Source organism: Pseudomonas grandcourensis (assembly GCF_039909015.1).
Classification (GTDB): Bacteria; Pseudomonadota; Gammaproteobacteria; order Pseudomonadales; family Pseudomonadaceae; genus Aquipseudomonas; species Aquipseudomonas grandcourensis.
Map to the genome: position 1 here is coordinate 24,884 of NZ_CP150919.1, position 12,699 is coordinate 37,582.

Here is a 12,699-nt window from a genome sequence, read left to right on the forward strand (position 1 = left end):
CACCTCAGACAAAAACGCTGGGATTGAAGTTGCGGCGGCCTTTCAGCCAGCGCAACGCTTCATGCGAATCCACCACAGTGCGGGTACCCTGTTTGCGGGTGGGCAATCGATCCGGTGCCGTCGGTTGGGTGGCGTTACGAACAGATTTCTCGTTCATTTGAGCCAAGACAGCCACTTCAGAAAGGGTCAGATAACCACACTCCTCCCCCTGTAGGACTGTGGGCAGCGCTTTGTGAGCTGCCTTGCCCAAGGTGTCCAGATCGAGACGCGCCCTGATGGCCCCCAGTTTGAAGAGCTTCTCTAGACCCAGTGGCAATGAGTCGGTGCTATGGAATTCCTCATTCCAGCGGGCTTGGTTGATAAAGGAAGCGAAATCCAGCCAGTTATCGTCCTGAATGCCGAGGTTCGTTGTATTTAGGCGGCCGTTCACTGCGTAGTCGTAGCAGCTATTTGCAATGTCGATGAAATGACCGGCCCCGCCTAACACCTTATCCAAAGCTTCAGCATCGCAGCGGTATCTTTCAGCCTCAGCCTTTAAGTGGCCTAGATAGGCCGCCGTGACCTCCCTGGAGATGTCCTCTGGAGAAATCTTGGTTTCGGGTTGAACGTGATTACAGAAGAGGTCTTCGAGTCGCATATGTTCCACTCCGGTTGGAATGATTCATAGACTAGCGATATAAAGTTCCATCGTCAATGGAATATTCCATGCGATTTGGAATTTTGTTGTCGATAGCAATCTGGGCCTCCGTGTGACCCCTTCACCGTACCCAAGGTGTGAGGAACCGACCAGATGTGCAGAACTGGCCGTAAAGGCCTGCACCGAGCTCTTGGTGGTCGGCAAAATTTGGGGCGTTCCGAATTTCATGGCAACCGCATTTTATCAGTCGCTCTCTTGCAGTATCTCTGTTCGTTGGAGTTATCGATGCTTCAGTCGAACAGGAGACACCCTGTGATTCTCTCGTAGCAGATCGCGCTTGATCCGTCAGAGAATCAATCCTCCTACGCTCCTACGCTCCTACGCTGGCACAGGTACAACACTGTGCCAGCTGAAACTGATAGGCAATGTGCCACTAAAAAATGCCGAGGCCGCGTATTATCAACAGCTGAAAAAGTGACTCTTCGAAATTTCCCAGGATCAGAGTACCTGCGAATGGATCGTACACAACATTTGACAACCCGCCGCAATCTCCTCAACTGGCGAGATCGCTGGCTGGAAAAGGTTGATACCCAACTCAGCAGAGAACTCAGCGCGCTGAAGTTAAATTTGGACGACCAGATTGAAGGGATTGGCATCACGGCGGTCATATTCAATGATGACTTTATCAAGAAAAAGCTTCATCCGATCCTGGCGGAATGGCTCACCATGCAGCGCTCAAGCCTGATGCAGTCAGCAACCAAAGAACTGTTGGAGGTCTGTGATAAGGCTGTCGAAGCTCAGTCCATCGATAGCCAGCTGAAAAATTTGAACACTCCCCAAAAGCTGTTGGACATTGCAACTGCAGGTCTTTCTACCGCTGCCGTTATCGCAGCCATACCGGCAGCGGCGGGTGCCTCCACTGCTACAGTATCGGTTGGCGGTTTTCTGGGCCTGTTGGGTGTCACCACCACTGTGGTATCTATGCCGGCAGTCGTAGTCGGCACCGCCGTTGTTGCCACGGCTGGCATATTCGCTCGCCATCGAATCAAGAAAGTGAAAACCAACACACAACGGCGGCTGAAAGAAGACATGGCCGCTCAGCTTCAGGAAAAGGTTCTGTTTAATCGGGATGGAACTTCACTCAATCAAGTTTTGCAGGGGGGCATCGAAAGCACCGCCAGCAAACTGCTTAAGGAGCTAAGCCATGTTGAATAGCATTCCTTTTTCTATCCCGGCGCAATTTGCCGAAGGTTTGACTGATGGAAGCATCATCCGTATTGGCACCGTGCTGAAGGACGGGGCAAGCGGGCAAATCGTCGCTCATCTTCAGGAAACCGGGTTTGCCCAACAACTACTCAGTAATGCTCTGCCGATGTACGCATCACCACAGTCGTTTGCAGCAGCACAAGCTGCGAATCTGGTTTCATCAGGTCTTTCCAATATCCAGTTACACCAACTCAAGGGTATGGTCGAGGGGCTTCAGCTGCTGCAGTATTCGAACATTGGTGTTGCAGTCGCCGGGCTAGGTGTCAGCGTGCTCGGTTTCATGCTGATCAACAAGAAGCTGAAGGAGTTGGAGGTGTCGATCTCCGATCTGTCTGGCAAGATGAGTCGTTACTTCCAAGATCTGTACGAGCGCGAAATGCGCCAGCGTTTTTCCAACATTTACGTACTGTTTGAGCGTTCAGATCAAATCCAGCATCTGAAAAATCCAGTTAGAGAATGGATTGGTCTTGAAGAAAAGCTCGCCTTTGAAAGTGGTTTTCTACGCACAGAAATTGGTCATCATCTGATCCAGGGTCGTTTCAATCCCGAATGGTTCAATCTGCTGACAACCACTCTTCTACTTTGTAATGCAACGCGCATTCATTGCCTTCTGCAGGGCAACGAAATGGCTGTGGCACAACATGCCTCGAAGGTCATCGCTAACACATACACCGAGCTGTTTGATGGCATCAGTCAGAGTCGTCTGGCCAATGGGATGATGCCAGAGGGAGTCGGTGAAGCCGGACAGGAACTGCTCGCTTACCAAGCCAATCAGAAAAAGGCGAAAACCATCGTCGCAGGACTCCGGGAGGTTACTGACTCAGCCTTGAGTAAACCGTTGCTTATCGAGCATCTAATCGACAAAGGTATCAGCGGCAGTGATTTCATAGCTCAGATCCATTCACAGAACCAGCACCCCATAGTCCTGTTGACTCCATAGTCTGCCAGAGGAATGGCAGCCGGTTTTAATGTGTTGGGAGCTATGAAGCATTCCGGGGGCATTGGAGGTTTAACGATGAATACCATTTTCAAGCAACTGCGTCTGATTCGTCGGCTGCCCACGGCAGCTCTGTCAGCTCTGCGATGGGCTGGAACTCTTTAAGGTACTCAGGTTGGTGCTTGGCCAACCATCGGACAACAGCTGTATTGGTAAGAAGCTTGGTTAGGTAATCTTTGATGACAGTAAGATGCAGTACGGCAGGGCCATAATCGTCTTCCACTGTTTAGATCTGCATCTGGAAGGCGGCAAGTTCACGCTCCAAGCGGGCGTAGCGCACAACGATCACATCGCCACGGGCATGTCGCTCGCGCCACTGCCTTGCTCTTCGATCCAGCACGTAGTGAAGATAGATATGCGCTAGCAACGGCGATATCACTGCACCTTGGGGAGTTCCCTTGGTCGCAGCCGTCCTACGGCCATCCTCTATTACATCCACCAGAAACCATTTGCAGAGAAGTCCGAGCAGGCGCCGGTCTGCAATCCGGTGTCCCAGAAACATCAGCATCCATTCATGGTCGATCTCATCAAAGAACGACGTGATATCCGCATCCAATATCCAGTTCACCTTCTGGCCCTTCAGCGCGACCGTCAACGCATCCAGTTCATCATGCTGGCTGCGTCCCGGCCGAAACCCGTACGAGAATTCCAGAAAGTCCTCTTCATAGATCGCATTCAGAACGGTAACGACCGCCAGCTGTACGATCTTATCCTCCAGAGAGGCAATGCCCAGCGGACGCTGCCTGCCGTCGGCTTTGGGGATATAGACCCGCCGCGACGGCGTTGCCCGATAGCCTGGGCAGCCATGGATTCATCCCGCGCCGCTCAGTGCGTAAAACCCTCAAATAGCTGACCGTAAGCAGCGGCAGTTGCCAGCAGCGCCTTGTCCATGTTGGCGAAAATTCCTTGAATCTTGTCCCAGTCTAGCTGGGGTACAAGGTGCTCTTCGAGCCCAACCGATGCCACCTCGCAAGCCTCATTGGCTTCATGCAAAAAACTCTGCAGAAGCTTGTGCAAACCAGCCTTCCCGTGCCCTTCAATGCCACCGGCCTGACAGACCAAAGTGCAGCTTTCTGCCTTTGGCTCATTTATTTGCTGCCACAGTAACTGAGTGACTTGCAGCAGGTAGGCCTCTCCATGGTGATAGAGAGCCATCAAACCATGTGCACGACCGACTTCATCGGCGAAGTTGAAGGTGTTGGGCAAAGGATAATCTGGCTCATCTTCGATCAATTGATCGCTCTTATCGATCCCATTCCGCGTCCGAGTCGTCCTGCTCATACGGCAGCGGCGGTGGGAACGGAAATGGCTCACCGACACTCATGGGGATACCTCGTGAGAGATCCACGTCGCCATCCGCTATTAGATATGGGAAACGCCCCTTGCGGACTTCGCCGAGCAAGGTGGTGAGCCAACCCGCATAAGGCCAGTCTTGGCCTTGGCCGGCACGTGCCAGCTCCGGGAACTGTCGCAGGAATTGTTGCGCCATTTCGCCAATGGTGAGGGACTGCACCCCTTCCCACTCGAACGCCCGCCATCCTGAACCACTCGAATAGCGAGCAATCAAGCGTTCATTGGTGCCTCGGGGCGGGCGGATTGCTGAGCTGAAGTTTTCAGCAGGAGCCCATTCCAGGCGCCAGTAACCTGAAGGAGACAGGTAGGGAAAGATGCGAATTTTCTGAAAGCCACGCACATGCAACTCATGAGACATTTCGACCATGCGGATGCAGGCGGCCTCGTCTTCGTTGATGGTGCCTTTCGGCGGGTAGCTTTGGATGGTGTCGACTGGTACTGACCAATCCTTGGCCTGTGCCACAAGCACCAGAATGTCATCCAACACATCCAGGCGACGAATCCAGTCATGGGGGATATCGGTAATGCCGTAGCGAGCCCCCCATAACTGACCGGTAATTGAGGCGGTGGAGTCGCTGTCACCATCATGATTGCTAGCGCGGATGATGGCGTCCTGGAAATTGCGCGCCGAGAGGTAGCAATACATCGCAATGGCTAAGGCTTCATCACCCACCCAACCTTGGCCGAGTAAGCGAATAGCCTGCCGGGGGTTGTAGCGCAGTTTACGGGCGAGCTTCAGCGCGAGCAGATAACGTTCAGTACCTGCCGTGACGCCATACACATGATCCCACTCGCTGGCGTCGTCGAAGCCTCCCCGAACAGCCCAGTAATTGCCCATACCTTGGATTAAGTTGGCCACTATGCGCGGCAGGATCCCTGCTGGGGCCCAGCCGTCGGGATGACCGTGGGTTAGCGCGCCAGCACGTGCGCCAAGATCAAACAGATCAAGTCCTTTTAGAAAGCCGATGGGCGCGGTGCGCATCACCGCACCACAGCCTTTAGAATCATTTATCTTGTGCTCGATGCTACCCATTCCACCGGCTTTCAGGGCCGATAAGCAGGTATTACCAGGGGCTCGTCGAGTCCGCAGGGCTAGAGATCGGGCGAGCTGTCCCGCCAGCCCTTTTCTAGGAGCCTTGCTGCTTTGGGTATCCAGCCAATCAAGATAGGCGCGTCGGATTTCATCGAGCCAATCCTGGGGATCTAAGCTTTCGCCTTTGCTGGCAAAGCGCAGCATGCCTTCCAGGGTGAACAGTGTCATCTGGGTATCGTCACTGACGATGAGTCGACCATTCTGGTATGTAGGCTGGGTGAGCCCTTGCTTGCCGTACTTGGACTGGATGGTTTCCAGAGAGTCGAACTCGACCGCATAGCCGAAAGCATCGCCTACTGCTCCGCCGAGCAGACAGCCCAGAAGGCGATCCAGCCAAGCATCATTCCCGGCGGGTTCAGTGGTGAGAACATAGTTTTCTTGCTGCCGGGTTTGGATCGCGCCAGGGCGTGCCTGTCGAACGTTATCTATCGCTGCTTTGGGCTGTGCCCCCAGTTCGACCAACAGACGTGCAGCCACCATTCCTGTGCGACCCAGACCTCCTCGGCAGTGCACCAGGATATGTTGGCCGCTGCGCAAGAGCTGCCGGAGGCGCAGTCCTGCATAGAGCCAGTAGCGTTCAAACTCCGTGTCTGGAACATCGACGTCCAGAATCGGCAGGTGGAACCACTGCATACCCCGGGCTTCGACTTCCGTGCCAAGATGACCAACCGCTACTTCCTCGAGCTCCTGTTGGGGCATCAGAGTGACAACTGCAGTAGCGCCCCAGGACTTAATCAGATCCAGATCCAGCGCTAGCTCACGTTGGACGTTGCCGGATGAGGCGTTGGTTTGCTGCTTGCCAGGGCAGATAGTCATGCCTATACGCCCGCTAGTGTAGGGTGTCTCAACTGAGCCGATGATTAACGGGTGGCTGTGGCTGGTCAGGATGGTCATGCGGGTAAATTCCTTTCAAGCGTGCTGGCGCGCTGTACTGATCCAGCAGGCAAGATACGTGCTCACGGTAAAAGCAGCCATCATGGACATCCGTATAGGTACAGTTTTGGTGCTGATTGGGCTGGGGCAGAGCAGTAAAACTCAGTATTTCAGGTCAAAAAAGCAAGTGAACAAGATGCCGTTGCCTGAGAGGTTTTGGCCGGACGATTACTGATGACGGAAGGCTGCTAAGGTAGAGGCTGTTGGCGCTGATTGAAAACTGACCCAGGGGGGATGCGGACAAAAACTTGGACTGGTTATGCCGCGAAGCCCAGGCTTTCACGATACTCAATGGGACTGAGCGCGCCGAGGGAAATCTTGATTCGTTTTTCGTTGTACCAGCGAATGTATGAATCCAAGGCCTGAATGAACTGCTCGATGCTCGTTGACTGCCAGTTGCGAGGATAGAACAGCTCCGTTTTCAGTCGGCCGAAGAAACCTTCACAAGCCGCGTTGTCAGGTGAGCAGCCTTTGCGCGACATCGAACGAATCAGCTTCGCATCAGCGATGCGCGATAGCCAGCCGGGCCAGCGGTAGTGAGCGCCACGATCGGAGTGAACAACAGGCCGTTTATCGTTGCTGGCCACCGTTTCGACAGCGGCATCCAGCATCGTGTTCACAAGCTCGCCGTCGGGACGCGTGCCGATCGACCAACTGATTACCTTCCCATCGAAGCAGTCGATCATGGGGGACAGGTACACCTTGCCGGCTGGGATCTGGAACTCCGAGATGTCGGTCAGCCATTTCTCATTCGGAGCTAGGGCCGTGAAGTCGCGGTTGAGGAGGTTTTCCGGCGCCGGACTGATCTCCCCGAGGTAGGAACCGTATCGACGCCGTTTCGGCTTGGCGACGACTAGGCACTCCTGCTTCATCAAGCGCTGCACCACCTTCTCTGAAAGGCGCACACGCTGCCTGCTCAACGAAGCTCGCATCCGACGGTAGCCATAGCAACGATGATTGCGCTCGAATATGTCCGCCATGGCACGACGCGCTTCGGTGTACTTTTCCGCGACCTGCATTCGGGCTCGATGATAGAAATAGGAGCTTCGGGCCAAGCCCAACGCGTCAAGCAGCTCTAGCAAGGAGTACCTCTGCCTTAGGGCATCAGCCAGCAATGTCTTCTCCCGATTGGTCAGGACTTGCCGGTTGATGCCCGTCTCTTTTTTTATGAGTTCATTCGCCCTCATCAACAGGTCATGTTCAAGCTGCAAACGGCGAACATCGAGCTGGAGAGATTCGAGTTGCCGCTGCAACTCCTCTCGTTCCGGTGACGATGAGGGTTCAAGCCGACACTTCATGGATGGGGATACCTCTGGGCCGAGTAGCTGGTTTTTCCAGTTGTACAAGGTCGGCCTGCACACGCCCAGCTTTTGAGCCAGGGCTTTCGCACTTTCTTTTCGCGTGCACAGCGCGATGACCGCTGCCTGCTTCACCGCTGGCGGCCGGGCTAACCCGTCTGAACGACCGACAATACGCGTATGCAACTCGGGGTGCATTTCGTAAATCCAGGCACGCAACGAATCCCGCGCGGGGTAGCCCAACGCCTTGATGGTAGCGGCGATGTTGCGACCGTATTCGAGATAGTGCCCGACAGCCTTTTCCCTTTGGGCCAGTGAGTACTTCGACTTCGAGTTCTCGTAGCCACGCGGCAGGTCGAGGCATCGCTCATACTCTGCGTGCCAGCTCTTCAAAGAGTTCTTCGTCGGGTAGCCCAACTGACGAATAGTTGCCCCGGTTCGCTTGCCCAGTTTGATGTAGAGCTTGACCGCTCGGATACGGTCTTCGTATGAGTACATGAACTACCTCCAGGTAGTCCAAGATTTCCGCCGCATCCCCAGGGCGGATTGCTAATTTTGTATCTGCAATTGTGGGTAAGCTTCGCAGCAGCGTGGTGATGAAACGGTGTATGCAGACCCCACCGCATGCAGTCATGCGCAGGGCATCCACGGAGCAAATTGGACATGAAACGACTTCTGGATGCAGTCGATGGCTATCGGAATGGATCATTGGCCAGAGCTGATCGCGCAGTTTTCAATGAGGGGCGTTTTACTCATGGCTTCTTCGCCCGGTGAAAGAGCGTCGCTTATGTGAGTTGCGCAAAAAACATACTCCCTCTATGTCGGTTGCACTGCGCTTCGCATAAGGCAGACGCTTTGTTTGCAATTGACGTAATCTTGAGGTCGTGCCTGCATAAAGAGGCCTTGCGTACCACATGCTATTCACGTCAGCGGATTGTTTAGATCAGTGAATGTAAAACCACGAGGACGATGAGCAACAACCTCTGCTTCTTAACCGAAAAAATGGAATGGCGAACTCAAAATGGCTGAGGTATACCCTGATTTTGAAAATATACATCGGTTAAAGGTCAAACCCACAGAGGGAGAGTTGCACATATTAGAGTATCTGTCTGCGAATCTCGGGTCTGAATATGAGATCTACTTCCAGCCTTTTTTAAACGGTGATATGCCTGATATTATCGTCATGAGAAAAAAGTGTGGTGCTTTAATCATAGAAGTGAAAGATTGGAACTTGTCTGCGTACCGTGTAGATGCGGATAATAAGTGGAGAGTGAATAACAATAATCAATTCATAAGATCCCCCGCGCAACAAGCATTTGGCTACAAAAACAATATATTTAACTTGCATGTAAGCAGTCTGGCGGAAAGGTATGCGCTGGATAAAAGATTTTACAGCACAATAAAAGCTTTTGTTTATTTTCATGATGCCACCAAAAAAGAAATATCAAGTATATATGCTTCTGCTGAAGCTGAGTTGTCCGAAAAAAAGAAAGCCTTGAACTATCAATACAAAAACAATGAGGTTCAAGATGTGCAGTACGACAAAAAAATGGACTATCTGACAAATAAGTCGAGGCAGATCAGTCGAGATAGAGGGATGTCTATTAGCAGGGACAGCCTTTCAAAGTTGCTTAATGAAATAAGAACTGAAAATTTGCTATTTTTAGACGAGGCCTATGACGAACTTAAACGCTACCTCAAGCCGCCCTATCATGTTATGGAACAAGGAATTGACATAGCTTACAGTTCCCTGCAATCCAGGCTCTCAATCAGCCAGCCAGGCTTTCAAAAGATGAAGGGTGTGGCCGGCTCTGGAAAAACAACCATATTGGCGAAAAGAGCGGTAAACGCGCACAAGAGACACGATGATAAAGTACTGATTTTAACGTTCAATAAGACATTAAAGAGCTATATTCGCGACAAGATAAGTGATGTCCGGGAGGGGTTCTCTTGGGGGGTATTTAATATCTCAAATTATCATTCTCTGATTGCCTTGGAGATGAATAAGTGTGGGCTGTTGATACAAGCGCCACAGGGAAAAGAGCTGAGCTCGAAGTACTTCGATGATCTGTTTTCAAATGAGGATGTATTTCAAGATCATGAAGAAAGGATCTATAAGTACAAAACTATATTGGTCGATGAGGTGCAAGATTACGAGCAGCAGTGGATTAAAATAATCCGGAGGTATTTTTTAGATGAAGATGGCGAAATGGTTTTATTTGGTGATGATAGCCAGAATATATATGGTCGTGACTTAAGTAGTAAGAATCCGGCACTGGTTCAGGGGTTTGGTCGTTGGGAGAGGCTTACTAGGTCTTTTAGATCATCTGCTGACTCGAAGTTGACGCTTGTTTCAAAAAAGTTCCAGGAGCAATATCTTTTAGAAAAGTATGACATTGATCTGGTTTTAACGGAGCCTCAACAAGGAATGCTCGCCTTTGATCTTGTTGAACGGCACGAATTTGACGGTGTCAGCAGTGCCTTTTCCATTTTTGACACGATTCAGAGGCGTATTAAAAGTAATTCAATGCATCCCAATGATGTATGCATAGTCTCAACCAATATTGCGATACTGAGAAAACTGGATCAAAGGTTTAGATTGGAGCTAAACGAAAAAACACAAACAACATTTGAAAGTGAAGAGGAACACTTAGAAATACTAGAACTGCCTGAAAATGAAAAAGAGGCTGCCAGAAAGCTTATCAGAGACAGTCGTAAGTTTTCATTTAATTTAAACAGCGGTCTGGTCAAGCTGTCTACGCTTCAGAGCTTTAAGGGTTTAGAGACGCAAACGGCCATCTATATTTTGATGAGCGATGATAACGAGGAAGCAGTGTATACCGGAATAACAAGGGCCAAGAAAAACCTTATCCTGTTCCTTCAGAAAGGAAATAAATATGCCGATTTCTTTTATGCTGAAGTCAGGAGCTGAGCAGTGTTGAAAATGAGATCACGCCATCACGCTTTTGTTCTGCGACCGCTTATCTGTTTTGCAATCACGCCACATGCGTGCGCTGAAATTCCCAGCAAAATGCTTGCGAAGGGAGAGCCGGTTTTTTCATTAGTTCCAGTCGCATCGTTCTCTTTTATGTATTCCCCCGAGATTTTCGTGGCTGCATAAACGTCCAATTACGCGTACGAGCGGCGGCTGGTTTTGCCTCCCTGTCGTTGGGTGCAGGCGACAGCGCCTCAAGCGCATGTTGGTTTTGATCACCGTCGCGTGAGTAAAACTTGATCAAACTTGATCAAACTTGATTTTGATCGAGCGAGGCACTACATTGGGCACTATGCAAAATACCCTACATACCGAGTCGCTCCGCGCGGCCCTCGTTCAGCGTGGCTGGACACAAAAAGACCTGGCAGACCAGTTGGGGGTGTCGGCGCAGTCCGTCACCAACTGGTTCAAAGGTAAGGACTTTCCTCGTCCGGACAAGCTGCTCAAGCTGGCCACAACACTGCACCTTTCATTTTCACAGTTGGTCGCACCGCCTCCGGATCAGCCCGTGGTGGCGTTCCGCAAGAAAGCGGGCACCAAAACCACCGATGAACACATTCTCAAAGCGCTGGGCATCGGCGGATTGCTCAAGCCCCTCGTCGATTTTTTGCCGAAGTTGCCAACCTTACGGACCCAGATTTCGTCGCCTTCCACCAGCTATGCGCGTTTGCAGAGCGATGCGTCCCAAGTACGCAATAAGCTGGGCTTGGGTGAGCGCAGTGTGCTGGGCTATGAAGCGCTGATCGCCGAATTCAAGGCGTGTGGAGCCGTGCTCGTGCCCGTCCTTTGGGGGCAAAAGCAGCAACACAAGAATGCGATGCACATTCTATTGCCAGCGTCTGATGTCACCTTCGTGTTCGTCAACCTGGATACCAAGCTGGAAGACTTCAAGTTCTGGATGGCTCACGAGTTAGCGCATGTCTACACCCCCGAACTGGCGGGGAGTGACGCGGGGGAGGATTTTGCAGATGCCTTTGCCGGTGCCCTGCTGTTTCCTGAGGCTTGTGCTCAGCTCGCGTATGCCGAAGCGGTGCAGGCGTCTAACGCAACTGGGGAGGTGAATGTCCTTCAGCAGCATGCCCGGCATCACCAAATTTCACTGAACACGGTGTTCCAACAAGCGCAGGGCTATGCAAGGGAAAACCAGCTGCCATCGTTGCGGGTGATTGAAACAACAATCCATAAAGTGCGAAACAGCTCAGAACCCCAGCTGGTCAGCACGCTTCTGTTTGATCCGATTCCACCCAAACCCGCGCAATACCTTGGCGCTGCGTCGAATGTGTTTCAGTCGGAGTTCTTCCTGGCGCTGAAACGCATGATTCGCGAACATGGAACGGGCCCGTCGTATGTACAGCAAATCATGGACGTGTCTCTCAGCGACGCCACCGCGTTACATGGCGAGCTGGCACGTTGAATGCGGCGTCCACGCTTGTCTTGTTGGATACCAATGCGTATCTAAGGCTGGCGAAGCGTGTACGACCAATGCTCGGTGTGGCGTTTGGGCAGAAAAACTACGTTCTGACCATTCTGAAAGATGTCGAGGACGAAGTGCATCGCAGTGGTGCGCTGAAGTTCAAGTTTCCTTGGTTTGATGGTGCGGATCTTGCCGCTGAGCGGCTGGCAAAGCAGGTACGCCTCAGCACCGATGAAAAAGGCCAGCTAGAGGCTGCCCAAAGCGTGCTGCGGGGATGGGTAATAGCGGATCCGGCGGCCTACACCACCGGCGGGCGCTCGCCGCCCTCCTCGACAGACTGCCGTGTGCTCGCGTTTGGTCAAATACGAGACGCCATTGTGGTCACGGATGACTTGGGCATGCACCAGCTCGCTCAAGATTTCGGCATCGCTGTCTGGCATGGCCACGAGCTGCTCAAGAAGATGCTCACGGCCAAGCGGATAACCAATGAAGAAGTCAAAAGTATCTTCGAAGCGCTGGAGCTCAACGGCGACCTGACGGAGACGTGGCGTCAGGCGAAACACACCACCTTTCTCAAGCTATTCGGTAAGGGCTAGGGGTGGATGTCTTCGTGATGTCTCCCATTGTGGTGGACTAGACTGGGTGGGAGACATCCTAAGGGGAATCCCTTGCCTAAGCCCCCCAGGCCCGCTGACCCGTGCCCCGCCGCTGCT

The 12,699-nt window shown here is 52.2% G+C and carries 11 protein-coding genes and 1 pseudogene; 6 read left to right on the forward strand and 6 right to left on the reverse strand.

What is annotated here, in order from left to right:
- Positions 1-4: 4 nt before the first annotated feature.
- Positions 5-637 (reverse strand): hypothetical protein, encoded by a 633-nt coding sequence (locus tag AABM52_RS00095; protein ID WP_347909859.1) that lies wholly within the window; start codon positions 635-637, stop codon positions 5-7.
- A gap of 513 nt (positions 638-1,150) precedes the next feature.
- Here AABM52_RS00095 and AABM52_RS00100 point away from each other — a divergent pair.
- The gene (locus tag AABM52_RS00100; RefSeq protein ID WP_347909860.1) at positions 1,151-1,852 is read left to right on the forward strand and encodes a hypothetical protein; all 702 of its coding nucleotides are present in this window, start codon (positions 1,151-1,153) and stop codon (positions 1,850-1,852) included.
- Positions 1,842-2,843: a hypothetical protein gene (locus AABM52_RS00105; protein ID WP_347909861.1), complete on the forward strand. Its 1,002-nt coding sequence runs from the start codon at positions 1,842-1,844 to the stop codon at positions 2,841-2,843. The genes AABM52_RS00100 and AABM52_RS00105 overlap by 11 nt, the downstream gene beginning before the upstream one ends.
- Before the next feature lie 88 nt (positions 2,844-2,931).
- Here AABM52_RS00105 and AABM52_RS00110 read toward each other — a convergent pair whose 3' ends face one another.
- The 4 genes and pseudogenes from AABM52_RS00110 to AABM52_RS00125 form a co-directional block, all read right to left on the reverse strand.
- On the reverse strand, positions 2,932-3,123 hold the full coding sequence (locus tag AABM52_RS00110; RefSeq protein ID WP_347909862.1) for a plasmid partitioning protein RepB C-terminal domain-containing protein: 192 nt from the start codon (positions 3,121-3,123) through the stop codon (positions 2,932-2,934).
- Positions 3,124-3,168: 45 nt separating this feature from the next.
- A pseudogene (locus AABM52_RS00115) lies at positions 3,169-3,693 on the reverse strand (reverse transcriptase domain-containing protein); the annotation flags it as partial.
- Between the two features lie 32 nt (positions 3,694-3,725).
- On the reverse strand, positions 3,726-4,133 hold the full coding sequence (locus tag AABM52_RS00120; protein WP_347909863.1) for a hypothetical protein: 408 nt from the start codon (positions 4,131-4,133) through the stop codon (positions 3,726-3,728).
- Positions 4,134-4,143: 10 nt separating this feature from the next.
- Positions 4,144-6,240, reverse strand: a complete 2,097-nt coding sequence (locus tag AABM52_RS00125; protein ID WP_347909865.1) for an ADP-ribosylglycohydrolase family protein — start codon at positions 6,238-6,240, stop codon at positions 4,144-4,146.
- Here AABM52_RS00125 and AABM52_RS00130 point away from each other — a divergent pair.
- A complete protein-coding gene (locus AABM52_RS00130) occupies positions 6,239-6,454 on the forward strand; it encodes a hypothetical protein (protein ID WP_347909866.1) in 216 nt (71 codons plus the stop codon). The two genes, AABM52_RS00125 and AABM52_RS00130, sit on opposite strands and share 2 nt — an antisense overlap.
- A gap of 82 nt (positions 6,455-6,536) precedes the next feature.
- Here the strand turns inward: AABM52_RS00130 and AABM52_RS00135 are convergent, their stop codons facing one another.
- On the reverse strand, positions 6,537-8,075 hold the full coding sequence (locus tag AABM52_RS00135) for an IS3 family transposase (protein WP_347907057.1): 1,539 nt from the start codon (positions 8,073-8,075) through the stop codon (positions 6,537-6,539).
- Between the two features lie 523 nt (positions 8,076-8,598).
- On the opposite strand from AABM52_RS00135, the gene AABM52_RS00140 reads away from it, so the two are divergent.
- From AABM52_RS00140 to AABM52_RS00150, 3 genes are all read left to right on the forward strand, one after another.
- Positions 8,599-10,509 carry an AAA family ATPase gene (locus AABM52_RS00140; RefSeq protein ID WP_347909867.1) on the forward strand — a complete coding sequence of 637 codons (1,911 nt, stop codon included), beginning with the start codon at positions 8,599-8,601 and terminating at the stop codon, positions 10,507-10,509.
- 355 nt (positions 10,510-10,864) lie between these two features.
- Positions 10,865-11,986: a helix-turn-helix transcriptional regulator gene (locus tag AABM52_RS00145; RefSeq protein WP_347912713.1), complete on the forward strand. Its 1,122-nt coding sequence runs from the start codon at positions 10,865-10,867 to the stop codon at positions 11,984-11,986.
- The gene (locus tag AABM52_RS00150) at positions 11,983-12,582 is read left to right on the forward strand and encodes a hypothetical protein (RefSeq protein WP_347909868.1); all 600 of its coding nucleotides are present in this window, start codon (positions 11,983-11,985) and stop codon (positions 12,580-12,582) included. Before AABM52_RS00145 ends, AABM52_RS00150 begins: the two co-directional genes overlap by 4 nt.
- The last annotated feature ends 117 nt before the right edge of the window (positions 12,583-12,699 follow it).

Excerpts from the sequence above, each read along its gene's own strand:
- AABM52_RS00100 (WP_347909860.1), top strand. The coding sequence starts at position 1,151 with ATGGATCGTACACAACATTTGACAACCCGCCGCAATCTCCTCAACTGG.
- AABM52_RS00105 (WP_347909861.1), top strand. The coding sequence starts at position 1,842 with ATGTTGAATAGCATTCCTTTTTCTATCCCGGCGCAATTTGCCGAAGGT.
- AABM52_RS00130 (WP_347909866.1), top strand. The coding sequence starts at position 6,239 with ATGCGGGTAAATTCCTTTCAAGCGTGCTGGCGCGCTGTACTGATCCAG.
- AABM52_RS00135 (WP_347907057.1), bottom strand. The coding sequence starts at position 8,075 with ATGTACTCATACGAAGACCGTATCCGAGCGGTCAAGCTCTACATCAAA.
- AABM52_RS00140 (WP_347909867.1), top strand. The coding sequence starts at position 8,599 with ATGGCTGAGGTATACCCTGATTTTGAAAATATACATCGGTTAAAGGTC.
- AABM52_RS00145 (WP_347912713.1), top strand. The coding sequence starts at position 10,865 with ATGCAAAATACCCTACATACCGAGTCGCTCCGCGCGGCCCTCGTTCAG.
- AABM52_RS00095 (WP_347909859.1), bottom strand. The coding sequence starts at position 637 with ATGCGACTCGAAGACCTCTTCTGTAATCACGTTCAACCCGAAACCAAG.
- AABM52_RS00125 (WP_347909865.1), bottom strand. The coding sequence starts at position 6,240 with ATGACCATCCTGACCAGCCACAGCCACCCGTTAATCATCGGCTCAGTT.